The sequence below is a fragment of the Saccharopolyspora sp. ASAGF58 genome (assembly GCF_012277335.1).
GTDB lineage: Bacteria > Actinomycetota > Actinomycetes > Mycobacteriales > Pseudonocardiaceae > Saccharopolyspora > Saccharopolyspora hattusasensis.
This window is the reverse complement of sequence record NZ_CP040605.1, coordinates 7,401,779-7,417,462: the sequence shown is the minus strand read 5'-3', so window position 1 is coordinate 7,417,462 and position 15,684 is coordinate 7,401,779. Positions and strand designations below refer to the sequence as shown.

Annotated in this window: 13 protein-coding genes and 1 pseudogene; 10 read left to right on the top strand and 4 right to left on the bottom strand. The window is 66.7% G+C overall.

Annotation, left to right across the window (positions count from 1 at the left end; translation table 11 throughout):
- Positions 1-50: 50 nt before the first annotated feature.
- On the bottom strand, positions 51-644 hold the full coding sequence (locus tag FDZ84_RS34995) for a DUF1326 domain-containing protein (RefSeq protein ID WP_168589314.1): 594 nt from the start codon (positions 642-644) through the stop codon (positions 51-53).
- A 415-nt stretch (positions 645-1,059) separates the two neighbouring features.
- On the opposite strand from FDZ84_RS34995, the gene FDZ84_RS34990 reads away from it, so the two are divergent.
- A complete protein-coding gene (locus FDZ84_RS34990; RefSeq protein WP_168589313.1) occupies positions 1,060-1,464 on the top strand; it encodes a VOC family protein in 405 nt (134 codons plus the stop codon).
- Positions 1,465-1,696: 232 nt separating this feature from the next.
- Here the strand turns inward: FDZ84_RS34990 and FDZ84_RS34985 are convergent, their stop codons facing one another.
- Together FDZ84_RS34985 and FDZ84_RS34980 are read right to left on the bottom strand one after the other, a co-directional pair.
- A complete protein-coding gene (locus FDZ84_RS34985) occupies positions 1,697-2,332 on the bottom strand; it encodes a hypothetical protein (protein ID WP_168589312.1) in 636 nt (211 codons plus the stop codon).
- 107 nt (positions 2,333-2,439) lie between these two features.
- Positions 2,440-3,711: a nucleotide sugar dehydrogenase gene (locus FDZ84_RS34980; protein WP_168589311.1), complete on the bottom strand. Its 1,272-nt coding sequence runs from the start codon at positions 3,709-3,711 to the stop codon at positions 2,440-2,442.
- 793 nt (positions 3,712-4,504) lie between these two features.
- On the opposite strand from FDZ84_RS34980, the gene FDZ84_RS34975 reads away from it, so the two are divergent.
- The 9 genes and pseudogenes from FDZ84_RS34975 to FDZ84_RS41375 form a co-directional block, all read left to right on the top strand.
- On the top strand, positions 4,505-5,737 hold the full coding sequence (locus FDZ84_RS34975; RefSeq protein WP_210435316.1) for a DegT/DnrJ/EryC1/StrS aminotransferase family protein: 1,233 nt from the start codon (positions 4,505-4,507) through the stop codon (positions 5,735-5,737).
- Positions 5,734-6,396: a sugar transferase gene (locus FDZ84_RS34970; protein ID WP_168589310.1), complete on the top strand. Its 663-nt coding sequence runs from the start codon at positions 5,734-5,736 to the stop codon at positions 6,394-6,396. The genes FDZ84_RS34975 and FDZ84_RS34970 overlap by 4 nt, the downstream gene beginning before the upstream one ends.
- Before the next feature lie 260 nt (positions 6,397-6,656).
- Positions 6,657-7,823: an NAD-dependent epimerase/dehydratase family protein gene (locus tag FDZ84_RS34965; protein WP_246868654.1), complete on the top strand. Its 1,167-nt coding sequence runs from the start codon at positions 6,657-6,659 to the stop codon at positions 7,821-7,823.
- Positions 7,820-9,049, top strand: a complete 1,230-nt coding sequence (locus FDZ84_RS34960; RefSeq protein WP_168589309.1) for a glycosyltransferase family 4 protein — start codon at positions 7,820-7,822, stop codon at positions 9,047-9,049. Before FDZ84_RS34965 ends, FDZ84_RS34960 begins: the two co-directional genes overlap by 4 nt.
- Positions 9,050-9,067: 18 nt before the next feature.
- Positions 9,068-11,800, top strand: a complete 2,733-nt coding sequence (locus FDZ84_RS34955; RefSeq protein WP_168589308.1) for an O-antigen ligase family protein — start codon at positions 9,068-9,070, stop codon at positions 11,798-11,800.
- Positions 11,797-12,771, top strand: coding sequence for an ATP-grasp domain-containing protein (locus FDZ84_RS34950; RefSeq protein WP_168589307.1), 975 nt, complete (start codon positions 11,797-11,799; stop codon positions 12,769-12,771). The genes FDZ84_RS34955 and FDZ84_RS34950 overlap by 4 nt, the downstream gene beginning before the upstream one ends.
- The gene (locus FDZ84_RS34945) at positions 12,768-13,439 is read left to right on the top strand and encodes an HAD family hydrolase (RefSeq protein WP_168589306.1); all 672 of its coding nucleotides are present in this window, start codon (positions 12,768-12,770) and stop codon (positions 13,437-13,439) included. The genes FDZ84_RS34950 and FDZ84_RS34945 overlap by 4 nt, the downstream gene beginning before the upstream one ends.
- A 55-nt stretch (positions 13,440-13,494) precedes the next feature.
- Entirely contained in the window at positions 13,495-14,967 is a 1,473-nt protein-coding gene (locus tag FDZ84_RS34940; RefSeq protein WP_168589305.1) for a polysaccharide biosynthesis tyrosine autokinase, read from the top strand.
- Positions 14,964-15,332: pseudogene (locus FDZ84_RS41375) on the top strand (hypothetical protein); the annotation flags it as partial. The gene FDZ84_RS34940 and the pseudogene FDZ84_RS41375, both read left to right, overlap by 4 nt.
- A 39-nt stretch (positions 15,333-15,371) precedes the next feature.
- Here the strand turns inward: FDZ84_RS41375 and FDZ84_RS39765 are convergent.
- A complete protein-coding gene (locus tag FDZ84_RS39765; protein WP_246868653.1) occupies positions 15,372-15,668 on the bottom strand; it encodes a hypothetical protein in 297 nt (98 codons plus the stop codon).
- Positions 15,669-15,684: the final 16 nt, after the last annotated feature.

Sequence of the window (15,684 nt, the reverse complement as noted above, 5' to 3'; positions counted from 1 at the left end):
CCGGAAGACTGCGGCCGAAACGGTCCCGTTCCGGGTACGGCCCCCATCGCCTAGCCCGAGTAGGCGAATTCGGTGAAGAAGGCGTTTCGCTCCTGGGTGGAGAAACTCCAGGCGCCGTCGTATCGGACCTCGGTGGACCGTCCCTGCCGCACGGGTTGCGCCACGGCTCCGAATGGCGGATTGGTGATCACCGACGGCTTCTCGCCGTCCATGCCAACGCTCTGCTCCGCCCGCACCGTGAGCACACTGCCGACCCGGACCGATCCCTTCCCGTTCGACGACTCGAACTCGATGGGAACGGCCTCCACGCCGGCTACTTCGGCGATCAGGGGTACCAGATTCGCTAGATGACCACCAGCCTGCCCGGAGAAGATCGCTCCGAGCGCCTCCCGCTGCTCCGAGGATGCGCGGTCATCGAGGTAAAGCGCCACCCGCCAATTCCCGTCGGTCATCTGCTTCGGCGTGTGCACCGCGAGCGCCGCGTTCAACCCCGCCAGATCGACGCCGTCTTTCTCGCCGCGCTCGACCCGCCAGGCGCAGAAAAGATCACAAGCATCCTCCGTCGCCGGTCCGAGGAAGACACAGGGACAGCTGACCGCACAGCTGCAAGCCTCGAAGTAATCGCCCTCGACGGTGAATCCCATATCGCACTCCTCCCGGACGCAGCACCCAATCGCCCGCCGCGGGCAGCAACACCCACTCATGAACGAGGACGACGTCACAATGCGCCACCGCGGCGACACCTCAATTAAAAATCCCACGACCAGGGGCAGCCAGAGGCCTTCTGCCCACCACTCTCCACGATCGTGTTGTACTCGATCCGGAGAATCTCGAAGCCGCGATCTTGCTTCCTGGGTGGTGCGCCCATCACCCCCTGGGGCCTCAACACCCGCTTGTTCGAACACCGAGCACCGGCATCGCCCCTATCCAGCGCGTTCTGGGCACGTATGCGACGGACTCGGTACGGCCGGGCGCAGGACAAGCACTGAGGCGGCGAACCTGCGCGGCGGCGGACACAATCGCCGACATCGCAATGAGCTTGGTACGAGGAGGAAGCCCATGCCTGCGTTTCCGTCGATCGCCCACGTGGCGATTACTGTGACCGATCTCGACCGCAGCACGCGCTGGTACATCACCCTGTTCGGTGCGCAACCCGTGCTCGACGAGGACGAGACGACCGGCGGTTTCCACCACACGGTCTTCGAACTTGACGGTGGGCAAATGTTCGGTCTGCACGCCCACCCGGGCGGCGCCACAGGTGGGCCGTTCGACGAGCACCGGAGCGGCCTGGACCACGTCGCGTTCGCGTGCACGGACCGGTCGGAGCTTGAATCGTGGCGTACGCGGCTTGACGAGCTCGGCATCCAGCACGGCGGGATCGTCGACGCGCACTACGGTTCCGGTCTGTCGTTTCGCGACCCTGACAACATCGCGCTCGAGTTCTTCGCCCCGCCCGCCGACTGAACTCCGGCGCCAGGCGTGGCCGAGACCGTTGTTGTGCCCGCTCGGCGAGACACGGAGTCGGTTGGGGAAGCCCGTCAACGGGATGCTTCGTTGTTCTCGCAGTCGGCCGTCCAGGACGACAAGCTTCGTGCCAATGAAGGCATCTGCTGGTGGCAGACAGGCGACGGTGGTCGCGGCTGCGTAGGCAGAACGGCCCGTGCGTGGTTTTCGGTGCTATAGCACACGAAATCGCTCACGATGCCCTTGCTGCTCGTGAGCCCTCGTCCAGCCGGTCCAGCAGGAGGGCGATCCCGACCACCGCGGAGAACGCCAGGCATCCTCCTGCCACGACATCGGTGGTGTAGTGCAGGTGCATCCGGATCATCACCACGACCATGACGGTGACCACGAAACCGATCCCGGCGAACGCAAGTCCACTGAGAACCGAGATGTAAATATTGGTGCGATATAGAAGGAACACGCCTACCACGGCCAGGAGCGCGACCAGTCCGGTCGTGTGTCCGCTGGGCAGTGCCCAGTAGTCGTTGATCGTGCGGCCGATCAGCGGCTTCAGCAGTTGGCTGAGCACAATGGCCGTCGCGGGCGCGAGCGCCGCGAGCAGCACGTGCGTCCAGCGTCCGCTGAGATATCCGATGCCGGCGACGAGGGCGGTCGCGGCCATCGTGGGCCTGCGATCGCCGAGCTCGGCGATCTCGTGCAGGACTCGGAGCTGCTGGTCGGCGATGTGGCTGCGCAGCCAGTACTCGACCGCGAGATCGAGGCCACCCGGCCCGGCCTGCCCACCGTGGCGGGCACCAAGCATCAGGACGACTAGGGCGCACGCGATCGCAGCAAGTCCCGCCGGGCGCCGGACCCGTCGTGTGATCAACGGTGCTCGTGGTCCTCCCGAGGTGACGGTGTCCACTCGCCGTTCTGCGGAAGAACCGGTTGCAAACGTGCTTTCCTGCCACCGGGCGGACCGTCTGCTCGGATCCCTCACAGCTTTTCCACTCCCGCGGCGTGCACCCGGTTCCGCGTGTCGAGCACCCGATCGGCGTGACGTTCCAACAACTCCCAGTCGAAGGCGTCGTGGTCGGTCAGCACGATCACAAGGTCGGCGCGCGCTATCTGTTCCGGGGCGCACGGCACCATCTGCACGTCCACCGGCACCTGCGCCGGGTCGATCAGTGGATCCACGGCACACAGTTCGGCGCCGAGCGCGTTGAGCCGCTTGGCCACGCTCATCGCCGGGGAGTGCCGGGCGTCGCCGGAGTTCAGCTTGTACGCCAGTCCCGCCAACAGGATCCTGCTGCCGTTGACCGCTTTGTGTCGCCGGTTGAGGTGCTCGACGGCCCGGACGACGACGTAGTCGGGCATGTGCTCGTTGACGTCGTTGGCGAGGTCGACGAACCGGAACGCCTGCCCCAGTGCGCGTCGGGACTGCCAGGCCAGGTACGTCGGATCGATCGGCAGGCAGTGGCCGCCCACGCCCGGACCGGGCGTGAACCGCATGAACCCGAAGGGTTTGCTGGCCGCCGCGTCGATCACCGACCACACGTCCACGCCGAGCCCGTGGCAGTGCATCGCCAGCTCGTTGACCAACGCGATGTTGACGTGCCGGAAAGTGTTCTCCAGCAGCTTGGTCAGCTCGGCCTCGCGGGTGCCGGGAACCGGCACAGTGCACTCCACCAGCGAGTCGTAGAACTCCCGGACCACTGCGGTGGACTTGGCGTCCACACCGGAAACGATCTTGGGCGTGTTGTGGAAGCGCCAGGTCGGGTTGCTCGGGTCGATGCGCTCCGGACTGTAGCCGACCGAGAATTCCACGCCCGCGCGCAGACCCGATCCGGCTTCCAGGATCGGAACGAAGATCTCCTCGGTGGTGCCCGGATACGTGGTGGACTCCAGGATCACGCAGCAGCCCGGCATGAGATGCCCGGCCAGTATCCGCGCCGCCTCCTCGATGTAGTCCAGGTCCGGGGCGCCGTCGCGCAGGGGTGTGGGCACGCAGACCACAGCGGTCTCGAACCCGGCCAGCGCGCTGCGGTCGCTGGTGGGCCGGTACCTGCCCGAGGCCAGGGCCGTGGTGAGCTCGGCGTCGTCGACGTCGTCGATGAACGTGCTCGCTCGCTTGAGCAGGTCGATGCGGTCCTTGTCGGTGTCGAAGCCGACCACGTCGTAGCCGACCTCGACGGCGCGCATCGCGAGCGGCAGGCCCACATAGCCCTGCCCGATGACGACCACGCGACCACCTGCACTGGAGATCATGCCGCCCCCTTACCGCGCCGGCCCCTCGCCCGGCGCGTTCTGAAACGACATGTTTCGAACGCCTGTTCCCGCATCCGATCACTGCCAATCGTGGAAATTTTCCAACGTCGGGCGCGTCCGGTACATCGGCTGATTTCCACCGCACTGTTACGGACGGCGTTGCCTGGTAGCGCTTCGTGCTTGCCCCCGTTGCCGGCAGGCGTGTGGCCAGCTTTCCTCGAATACCCACTTCGGTCCGAAGATCACCACGGGAGACGACCCGGCTCCCGGATAAGGGGCGAAAAGTACTGTAGCAGAAGGGCTTTCTGCCATCAGCCAGTGCTCGACCAGAGTTGTCGGCGAATCGTGCCGTTGGAGTATGCCTGTCCGCCGGCAGCCGCCCCGGCCGGGTGCGTGGCCTGCCCGTCCCGGGCCGGCGAGTTGCCGGCGGATCGTGCGATTGGAGTACTCCTTCTGCCGGGCCCCGCCGCGTGCTGATGGCGCACGTGATCGTGGCGTCCGCGCTGACCGTCCACTCCGGACCCTCCGGTGCATCGCAGCCGGTGCGTGCGACCAAGATTTATCAGTCACGTCGTATCCCCCACACCACTGACGACCGCCGCCATCCCTTGACAAGCGTCGGTGGACGTTGTGAGGCTTTGACATCGAGGTTAGTTATTAACCATCTGGATTTGCCGGTCGCCGCCAGAACTGGGGGCACGTTGCTGGGTGACCGGCAGTCACCGTTCGTCATGGGGGAGGCGACGATGATGCTCGCGCATGTTCAGGACCGCGCGGTTTGCCCGGTGCCGTCGTGACCGCGCAAATCGTTCAATCCGTCCTGCCACGCCTGGCGATCGACGGCGGTACTCCGGTGCGGACGACGCCGCTTCCGGCCTGGCCGCAGTTCGATGATGCCGACGCTCGGGCCGCCGCCGACGTATTGCGGTCCGGAAACGTCAACTACTGGACCGGCAACCACGGGCGGGCATTCGAATCTGAGTTCGCCCGGTGGGCCGGCGTTCCGTGTGCCGTGGCGGTGGCCAATGGCACCGTTGCGCTTGAGCTGGCACTCCGTGCCCTGGGGATCGGACCCGGGCATGAGGTGATCGTGCCGGCGGTGACCTTCATCGGCACGGCGAGTGCCGTCGCTGCCTGCGGAGCACGTCCGGTCGTCGTCGACGTCGACCCGGATTCGCAGGCGATGACCGTCGAAACCGTCACTCGCGCGATCACCAACCGGACGGCCGCGTTGATCGTCGTCCACGTCGGCGGGTATCCGGCGGATGCGGGGGAGCTGGCCGAATTCGCGGTCGCCAAGGGCCTCCCGCTCGTCGAGGACTGCGCCCAAGCGCACGGGGCGTGTCGCGACCTCCGGCCGGTGGGGCGATTCGGTTGTATCGCCGCCTGGTCGTTCTGTCAGGACAAGATCATGACGACGGCCGGTGAGGGCGGCGCGATCACGACGGGCGACACCGACCTGTACCGACGCTGCTGGGAGCTCAAGGATCACGGCAAGAGCTGGGTGGGAGTCCACGAGACCCAACACCCGCCCGGTTTCCGTTGGCTCCACGACACGTTCGGCACGAACGCTCGGATGACCGAGATCCAGGCGGCCGTCGGACGGCGGCAGCTGGCCAAACTCGACGGCTGGGTTGCGCAGCGGCGCGCGCGGGCCGATGTCCTCCGCCGCGCACTCGGGGAGGTTGCGGCGCTGCGACTACCCGCGCTCGCCCCCGGCGTCGAGCACTCTTACTACCGCTTCTACGTGCACCTGCGGGAGGACCGGATGAAGCCGGGCTGGACTCGCGACCGGGTGGTCGTGGCCATCAACGCGGAAGGCGTGTCAGCGGCGTTCGGCGGATGCACGGAGATCTACCGGGAGAAAGCGTTCGACGCGGTCGGACGTCCAGCGAGTCCGCTGCCCGTCGCGCACTGGCTCGGACGTCATTCGATGGTGCTTCCGGTCCATCCGGCATTGTCGGCAATGGACGTGCAGGACGTGGCCGAGGCTGCACGGAAGGTACTCGAGGAGGCCTCGGCATGAGACGCACGGTTGACATCCTCGTCGCGGTCGTCGCTGGGCTCGCGCTTCTTCCGCTGTTCTTCGTACTCGCCTTGACAATCCTGATCGTCATGGGGAACCCGGTGCTGTTCCGGCAGGCCAGGCCGGGGCTGCACAACGTTCCGTTCGTCATCCTCAAGTTCTCCACCATGCGGGCACCTCGGTACGTCGGTGAACCCGATCACGAGCGCACGACTCGACTCGGCGCCGTCCTGCGCGCCACCAGTCTGGACGAGCTCCCTCAGCTGTGGAACATCCTGCGGGGCCACATGAGCCTCATCGGCCCACGGCCCCTGCCCATCCGGCCCAAGGAGTCGTACACATCCGCCGAGCGGGCGCGCCTCGTAATCCGTCCAGGCTTGACCGGGTGGGCCCAGGTCAACGGGCGCAATGCGCTCCTGCCGCAGGAACGCACCGAGCTGGATATCTGGTACATCTGCAACCGCTCGCTGTCCCTGGACCTCAAGATCCTCTTCCTGACAGTCGTGAGGGGGCTGAGCGCGCAGGGAGTCCGCGGGCCACTGGAGCCGCACAAGACCGGGACCGCGTCTCACGTGCCTGGCGACACCGCGATTGCCGGAGTCGCTGAACGCAGCGACGGGGCAGCCGGTTCAAGGAGGCTGGAACGTGGCCAGGCCTGAGAGCCTGTCGGCGAATGCCGTCCGCGCCTTGGAAGCGGCGGAGCCGCTTGCATTCACCTTGCCAAGACGACCATCGGCGGGTTCTGAGAGGTTTTCTGGCGAGGACGGCCCCTCCGCCGCTTATTGGACATACATCAGGAGGGGCACCCGCAGTCCAGGGAAGCTCTCAGGTTCCGCTAAGCGACCACCCACCCAGACCATTCACCAACAGGCTCTGAGCAAGTCGCGAGTCCCACGACGACTGTCGAGCCCGGTCTCCCGTGGTCGCGGTCCTCGCCCGGGAAATCTCGGGCTCGTCACCGCGCCGACGCTCGCGGACTAGTCGAGATCGTTTCACGCTGCCGGCTCTGAGCCGTTCAGGGGCGGGCCATTCAGAATTTGGGGGGAATATGAAGGCATTGGTCACCGGCGCTGCCGGGTTCATCGGAAGTCATCTTGTCGAGCGGCTGATCGGCGAAGGTGCGGACGTGATTGTGCTGGACAACATGTCCACGGGCGTGGGCTATGACCTAGACCGCCTCGCGGCGCTGGGCAAGCTCGACTTCGTCCGCGGCTCGGTGCTCGATGAACCCCTGATGGGCTCCCTTGTCGCGACGGCGGACGTCGTCTTCCACATGGCGGCCACGGTCGGCGTGAAGGCCATTGTGGACGATCCGATCGGCGCGCTGCGAACCAACCTCCGCGGCAGCGAGGTGGTGCTGGAGGCCGCGCGCCTCAGTGGCACGAAGGTGCTTGTCATGTCGAGCAGTGAAGTCTACGGCCACAACACCGCGGACTTGCTGCACGAGGATTCGCCGCGCATCCTCGGTTCTCCGCTCGCCGCCCGATCGTCATATGCGGAGGCGAAGGCGGTCGTCGAGACCCTCGCCCATTCGTACTGGAAGCTCCACGGCGTGCCGACCGTGATCGTCCGGCCATTCAGCGTCGTGGGCCCGCGGCAGACGGGGCGATTCGGGATGGTCATACCCCGCTTCGTCGACGCGGCGCTCGCGGGCGAGCCGATCACGGTTTTCGGCGACGGGAACCAGACCCGCTGCTTCTGCCATGTCGATGACGCGGTGACCGCCATCATGGGCCTGAGTCGTCACCCGGGCGCCGTCGGAGAGGTGTTCAACGTCGGCCGACCGGTGGAGGTGTCGATCAAAACGCTCGCGCAGCGCTGCATCGAGCTGACGAACTCGTCGAGTGTGATCCGGCACAAACCCTACGTGGAGGCCTACCAGGACGGTTCCGTCGACATGGAGCGGCGCGTCCCGGACATCTCCCGGGTGCGGGACCTCATCGGATTCGAGCCCCGGCTGGGACTCGACGACATCCTGCGCAGCGTCATCGCCTCCCGGGGCGGCGATTCGGGCGGGCGGTCACCCGCCCGCAGCGCGCCCGTCGCTCTGTCGGCCGCCGGGACGGGACGGGACGCCTCTCGATGAAGATCGGCATCGTCAGCCAGCTGTTTCCTCCCGAGGAAGCAGCAGTTCCGAGCACGCTCGCCGATGGCCTCGCCGAGCGGGGGCACGACGTCAAGGTGCTGACCGGGTTTCCCAATCACCCGTACGGCAAGGTGTACGACGGATACCAGCAGCGCTGGGCCCATGTCGAGAACCGCGGGCCGGTCCGGGTCCGACGGGTGCCGCTGTATCCCAGCCACGACGTCAACCCCCTGCGCCGCGCCGCCACCTTCCTCAGTTTTGCGATGACATCTGCGGCGGCATCCCGCTTCCTGGCCGACCGCGATGCCATTTACGTGTACTCGACCCCGATGACCGCCGCAGCGGCCGCCGAGGCCGTGCGGCTCACCCGTGGCCGGCCGTACGTGCTGCACATCCAGGATCTTTGGCCGGAGTCGGTGTTCGACTCGGGAATGGCCGACGGACCGGCTCGACATGTGGTGGGCCCGCTGATCGGTCTCGGGCTCCGCTACCTGTATCGGAACGCCGCACACCTGTTGACGATCTCACCGACGATGCGCGAGCTGCTGCTCGACCGAGGCGTGCCGGCGAACAAGGTCTCCGTCGCGTACAACTGGTCCGCCGAGGAGAACGGCACCCGGGTTCGGCCGGACTCGGCCATGCGCCACCGCCTGGGTCGGCCGGATCGAACAATCGCCGTGTTCGCCGGCAACGTTGGTCAGCTCAACGATGTCGACACCATCGTCGACGCGGCCGCCCTGTGCCGTGCCGACACCCCGATCGACGTTGCCGTCATCGGAACGGGAACCGCGGCCGCCTCGGCCATGCGCCGCGCAGGGGACCTCGGAGCCGACAACGTTCGGTTCCTCGGTCGGCTGCCCGCCGCGGAGATGCCCTCGCTGTTCGGGACGGCGGACTACCAGCTCGTCACGCTGAAGGACACTCCACTGTCCCGGGCGACGATCCCGTCCAAGCTCGGTACGGCGCTTGCTCACGCCTGCCCGGTCATCACAACCGTCCCCGGTGATGTGGCCGCGCTGTGCGCCGAGGGCGGCTTCGGCCTCGCTTGCCCTCCGCAGGATCCGCAGGCGCTCGCCGAGACGTTTCGCCGAGCTTGCAGCCAGGACGAATCCGACCGCCGGCAGATGGGCCGGGCCGCGCTCGACTTCTATCACCGGACCATGTCCCAAGCACACTCGATCGCCAAGATCGAATCGGTGCTCTCGCGCGTGGCCGCGCGAACGTAGGCGTACGGATGGTAAGCCATGTTTGACGCCGAGTCGGCACCCGCGGTCGCCCGACGAGCGACCAGGCTCCGGGCACGCTGGTCGATCGCCGACCAGGGGTTGTCGAGCCTCGGCAACTTCCTGCTCGTCATCATCGTCGTCACGACGTCGTCGATCGAGGATGTTGGTCGGTTCGGCCTGATCTACGCGACGTATTTCCTGCTGCTGTTCGTTGTCCGGGGGTTGGCGACGGATCCGCTGGTGATCCGTTACGCGGGCGTTGCTCCGGACCGCTGGCGACACGTGGCGGCCCCGGCAGTCGGGGCCAGCGGAGTTCTCGCGGTCGGCATGGCGTCGGTCCTCTGCGCCGCGGTCGTGTTCCTCGACTGGTCGCTGGGCGAGGGCTTCCTGATGCTGGCAGTGCTGCTCCCGGGACTGCTCACCCAGGACGCCTGGCGCATGGCGTTCTACTGCCTCGGGCGTCCGCTGCAGGCGTTCTGGAACGATCTCGTCTTCCTCGGGCTCCAGGTGATCGGCTTCCTCTGCCTCGCCATCGGCACGGAGGTGGACGTGCTCCATCTCGTCGCGGTGTGGGGCGTCACCGCGTACCTGTGCGCCGGACTTGCCAGCTTGCAGGCACGACTGCTGCCGAGTTGGCGATCGGCTTGGACATGGCTGTCCGACAACCGCGGCTGCGGGCCCGCATACGCCGGTGACTACGTCGCGAACCGCGGAGCGGAGCACGTCGCACTCGCCATCGTCAGTGCACTGGGCGGTCTCGGTGCTGCGGGAGCAGTCACTTCCTGCCGTAGCCTGTTCTCCCCGATCGCGGCCATGCAGACGGGGGTGACCGCCTTTGCTCTCCCCGAAGCGGCCCGCCTGCGGATCGAGGGGTCGATGCACCGACTCCGCGTACTTGTGTGGCTGACCGCCGGCGCCATCACGATGCTGGTCCTGCTCGCGGGTGTCGCGCTGTATGGCGTCCCGGACGGAATCGGGAAAGCGGTCTTCGGCGAGAGCTGGCGCCCCGCTCACGAACTGATCATTCCGATGACCGCCTTCAGCATCGCGAACGCATTGAGCTTCGGGGTGTGGATCGGGCTGCGCGGGTTGCAGCTGGCGAGAGAGACCTTCGTCGCGCGGATCCTGTCGAGCGTTCTGCTGCTCGGCGCGACCTCGGTGGGAGTGTTCATGTGGGGCTCAGCCGGAGCGGTCTGGGGGATGACGGCTGGCATGGTCGTGCAAGCGGTGTGGTTCGTGTTCATCTTCGAGAGGCAGTATCGACCGGCCCGAAAACGCCGCCACAAGAATCGGCTCCGAAGGGGCGAGCTTCGATCGGCGTATTGGGCCACGGCCGTCGCAGCGGTGACGGCCGTCCTCGCCGTCCTGCTGATCTGGCAGCCGCTGTTCGTCGGGCTCGGCCTCGTCGGCGTGTTCGGATTGGTCTATTTCGCAACGGACTTGACGCGTGCCCTGGCGGTCACACTTGCCGTGGCCGCACTGCCGATCTTCGTGGATCCGGAAAAGCGGAGTTTCACGCTGCTCAACATCTTCCGTCCGGGTGCCCAGGATGCGGCGGATCCGGACACCCAGGTACATGTCGCCTTCGTGCTGGTGGCGATGGCCGCGGCCCTGATCGTGCTGCGAGGACGACCGTGGCGGGTTCGCATCCCGCTTCCCGGGCAACGAATCGTCGTCATCCTGTTCGCACTGTTCACCGTATCGATCATCGTCGGCATCCAGGCGGGCGCGGGCGCGGTCGGTCTTGTCTTCTACGCACAGACCGTCGTTCCCCTGACAGCCTGGTTCGCGGCCGCGCACAGCGGTTTGTCGTACCGGACCACCGCGCGGATAGTCATGGCGGCCGTCGTCGCCACCCTGCTGTTGGTCTTCTGCTACATCTTCACCCACGGGGGGATCGAGCGGGCCTACGAGCTGTCCGCCACTGTGGACTCCGCGATTCCGCAATACCGCGGGTTCTTCCCGGGACTCATGGCTTGCGCACTCGCCTTCGCGGTCGCGCGGTGGTCGATCGACCCCCGGCTGAGCGCGGCCGTGGTGGTCGCGTGTGCGATCTCGGTCCCGTTCACCTGGTCCCGGGGTGGCATTGCGATGATGATCATTGCAGCGGCGGTGGCCTTCATCGCCCGACCGGGCAGGATGTCCTCGACGTCTCGGCTGCTCGCTCTGGGCGTTGGCGTAATAGCCGGTCTGGTCGCATTGCCGGAGGCCCTCGATCGTGGTGTGATCGGGAAACGGGAATTGACGACGGACCTGACGGAATCAGACGACACCCGGCTGTCGCTCGCCGTGGAGGCCGCCAAGAGGATCCTGGACCGCCCGCTCTTGGGCGACAGGTTCCTGCCTCATGACTCCGTCCTCATCGGTGGCGTCCAAGCGAAGTTCGAGCGTCTCTTCCCGGCGCACAATCAATATCTCGACTACGGACTGCGGGGCGGCGTGCTGGCCGTGATCCTGCTCATCGCGCTGTTGGTGTTGTTCGGGATGCGCGCGTGGAGGTTGGCACGGACTGCGACGGACCCCGACGAAGCTGGTTACCATGCCGCGCTTCTCGCCGTCATCGTCGCCGTGGGCTTCGGTAACTTCTTCTGGTTGTACGTCATCCAGACGTGGACCGGCTGTGTGTTCATGATTCTTCTCGGGGTCTCGGCGGGGTTCCGGGCGCATCGGCCGCGCTCGCCCGCAGCGCTCGAGCCGGGCGGCCCAGGACACCGACCGACATCAATTCGAAGGGAGGTGGGTGCGTCATGAACGTGCTCGTCTCGTCGGCCGGCCGGCGTGGTGCGCTGGTGCAGATCTTCCGGGAGGTGCTGCACTCGCTGTTCGGTGCGGGAACCGTAGTGGCGGTGGACCGATCACCGCTTTCCGCAGCAGGGATGCTCGCCGACCACTTCGAAGTCGTACCGCCATGTGACAGCGATGCGTTCGTCCCGCACATGCTCGACCTGTGCCGCAGGTACGACATCCGCCTGCTCGTACCCACGATCGACCCGGAACTGGCTGTGTACTCGGCGCACCGACACCGCTTCGCCGCGATCGGAACTACCGTGATGGTTTCCGCACCGCAGGCCATTGAGATCGCCGCCGACAAGCTCCGGACATTCCGGTGGTTCACCGAGAACGCGGTGCCGACCGTCCGCACCGCCTCGCTGGACGAGGTTCTCGGATCACCTCAGCACTGGCGACCACCGTGGATCGTTAAGCCCGTGGCGGGATCGGCCTCCAGCCGGGTGCGCCGGATCGACTCGTGGAGCGAGCTCGAGACGCTCCACCACGAGCCGGACCTCATCGTCCAGGAGGTGGCGCAGGGCCACGAACACACCGTCGACGCCTGGGTGGACCGCAGCGGTCGTTGTCGGTGCGTGTTGGCGCGCCGCCGGCTCGAAGTCCGCGGCGGGGAGGTGCAGAAGGCCGTCACGGTCGAGAACCCGGAGCTCCAGGACCTGGTACGCCGGGTGGTCGAGCAGCTTCCTGGCGCATCTGGTGCGTTGAACGTGCAGGTGGCCGTCGACGGCCCCACCATGTCCGCGATCGAAATCAATCCGCGCTTCGGCGGTGGGTATCCGCTTAGCTGGCAGGCGGGTGCGGACTTTCCGAAGTGGACCGTGGAGGAGGTCGCGGGACTGCCACCGACCTGGGCCGAAGCCCGGCCGAGCGCCGGGCTGGCCATGTTCCGGTACGACGAAGCGGTTTTCGTCAAGGCATCGGAGGTCGGGCTGTGACCGATCACCGCGATATGTGCGTCGTATTCGACATCGACGACACGCTCTATCTCGAACGGGACTACGTGAGAAGTGGTTTCGCCGCGATCGGACGGCTGCCCGGTCTGGGTGGATTCGCGGAGGCTGCGTGGCAGCTGTTCCTCGACGGAGTGCGGGGCGACACGATCGATCGTGCCCTGCGCGTTATCGGCCTGGACCGGGATCCCGCGCTGGTCCTGCAACTGGTCCGCACCTATCGGGAACACCGACCCGACATCCGATTGCTCCCAGATGCCCTGGGTTGGCTGGAACACCACCATGCCGGTACCCGCCTAGCCTGTGTGACCGACGGACCGCTCAGCAGCCAGCGCGCCAAAGCCGGCGCACTCGGCCTCGCCAACTGGTGCCCGACGATCGTCATGACCGCAGCGCTGGGTGCCGAGTACGGCAAGCCGCACGTCCGGGCGTTCCAGGAGGTCGCTCGCGTGACAAGCCTTCCACCGGAGCGATACGTCTACGTCGCGGACAATCCGCGGAAGGACTTCGACGGCCCTCACCACCTCGGGTGGGCAACCATTCGGATCCGCAGGCAGGGTGGACTCCACGCGGAATCGGCGACGCCTGCCTTCGTGGACCACGAGGTCACGGATCTGCACGACCTCGACTCATTCCTCGGCCAGAAACGGTGAGGCGCACGATGGCCGCCTCCGTTGATGACCCGACCAGGACGACAGGGATACCGGGATGAACTTTCGCCAATACTTTCGGGTGCTGCGGGAGGGGTGGGCTCTCGTGGTGACCGCACTCCTCGTCGGACTCAGCGCAGCTGCGGGGATAACCCTCCTCAGCGACAAGCAGTACGCGGCGGACGTGACGTTGTTCGTTTCGGCGCAGAGCACAGGCTCGGGCCTGGACGACGCATACCACGGGATTCTGCTGTCGCAGCAGAAGGTCCAGTCCTACGTCGAGCTGATGAACAGCGAGCGCGTCCGCCAGGACGCCGTCAGAGCGTCCGGACTCAACCTGACGCCGGACTACCTCGAGGGCAAGATCACCACCGAGGCGAAGACGGACACCGTTGTGCTCACGGTGAAGGTGCGGGACGAGTCTCCCGAACGGGCCCGGATTCTTACCGACGCCGTGGTGTATTCGTTCATCCGGCTGGTTGGTGACCTGGAGCGCACTGAGGTCTCCCCGACCAACCCGGGGGGAACACCGAGTGTCCTCGCCCGCGTCGTTGCCCCGGCCGAACGCCCGATCGATCCGGTCTCACCCCGGCCGCTGCTCAACCTCATCCTCGGAGCGAGTCTGGGTCTCGTCGCCGGATACGGCGCTGCCCTACTGCGACACATCCTCGACACGACGATCAAGTCCGGCGAGTCCCTGCAGGAGGTGACCGGCACCCCGGTCCTCGGCAGCGTCGCCTTCGACGAGGGTTTCCCCAGCCGACCGCTGATCCTGCACGAGGATCCGAAGTCTCCCGGTTCGGAGGCCTTCCGCCGGCTCCGGACGAACCTTCAGTTCGCGGATCTCGACCAGCCGTGCAAGACCGTTCTGCTGACCAGCGCGGTACCGGGTGAGGGGAAGAGCACCACCCTGTGCAACCTCGCGATCACGTTGGCGCAGAGCGGAAAGCGGGTTGCCGTGGTCGACGCGGACCTGCGCCAGCCACGGATAGACGACTATTTCGGGATCGAGGGCGGCATCGGACTCACGAACGTGCTGCTGGGTGAGCTGGAGCTGGACACGGTGCTGCAGCCCTGGGGTGGTCACCTGTTCGACGTGATAGGCAGCGGGCCGCTCCCGCCCAACCCCAGCGAGCTGCTCGGGGGTCAACACATGGCGGCGGTGCTGGCGGAGCTCGCGCGCCGCTACGACATCGTGTTGATCGATTCTCCGCCGCTGCTGCCCGTCGCCGACGCGGCCGCTCTCGCATCGCAGACCGACGGTGTTCTCCTGGTCGTCAGATACGGCAAGACGAGCCGCCGACAGGTCACCGATGCCATGGCCGCCCTGACAGCGGTGCCCGCCCGCGTCCTGGGAACAGTGCTCACGATGGTTCCCGAGGTCGGAAAACGTTCGGATTACTACCCCTACTACGAGGACTCACCTCGCTTGGAAGACGTCGTGCGCAACATCCCGCCGGCCGACGTGAAGCAGGTGGCTCCGGTTCCTTCCAGGCCTGCGGACCAGGCGGACGGGGGGCCGGATCGATGACCCCGGCATCGGCCACCGACGGACGGTTTCGGATCCACTTCGTGTGCACCGGCAACCTCTGCCGTTCGCCGACCGCAGAGATCGCCTTCCGCAAGTTGCTGCCGGTAGCGCTTGGTGCGGCCGCCTCCAGGTTCGACGTGTCGAGTGCTGGGACCCACGCCCGGCTCGGGGAGATGATGGATCCCGAGAGCCTGCGGGCGCTGAGCGATCACGGCCTGATCGACGGCGATGTACACGATTTCCACTCTCGTCCGATCACTGCGGAAACGATCCGCCGCGCTGACCTGGTTCTCACCGCGACCCGGAGCCATCGCAGAGCCGTCGTCCAGGCCCGACCCGAGGCGCTTGCCAGGACGTTCACCGTGCTCGAGTTCGCCCGGCTGGTGGGCTCGCTGGATCGCACCTCATTGCCGATCGATCCGCTCGACCGGTTCCGTGCTGGTGTCGTGGCCGCTCGAGATCGTCGGGGCACGATCCCCGCGGTTCCCAAGGCGGCCGACGACATTCACGATCGCCGCGGCCGGACGCCCGCCGCACACGATGAAGCGCTCGTGACGATCCACAATGCACTCCTTCAGATCCTCGGAGTCCTGGCACTGTGGGAACAGCCCGGGGTGCCGCCCCTCGTAGCCGCGGCCGGTGGTGGCGGGAACGGCTCTCGGCCGCAACCAGTCGCCGGCCCCGGTACCCACAGGTTGCATCGATGGGTTCTCCGGC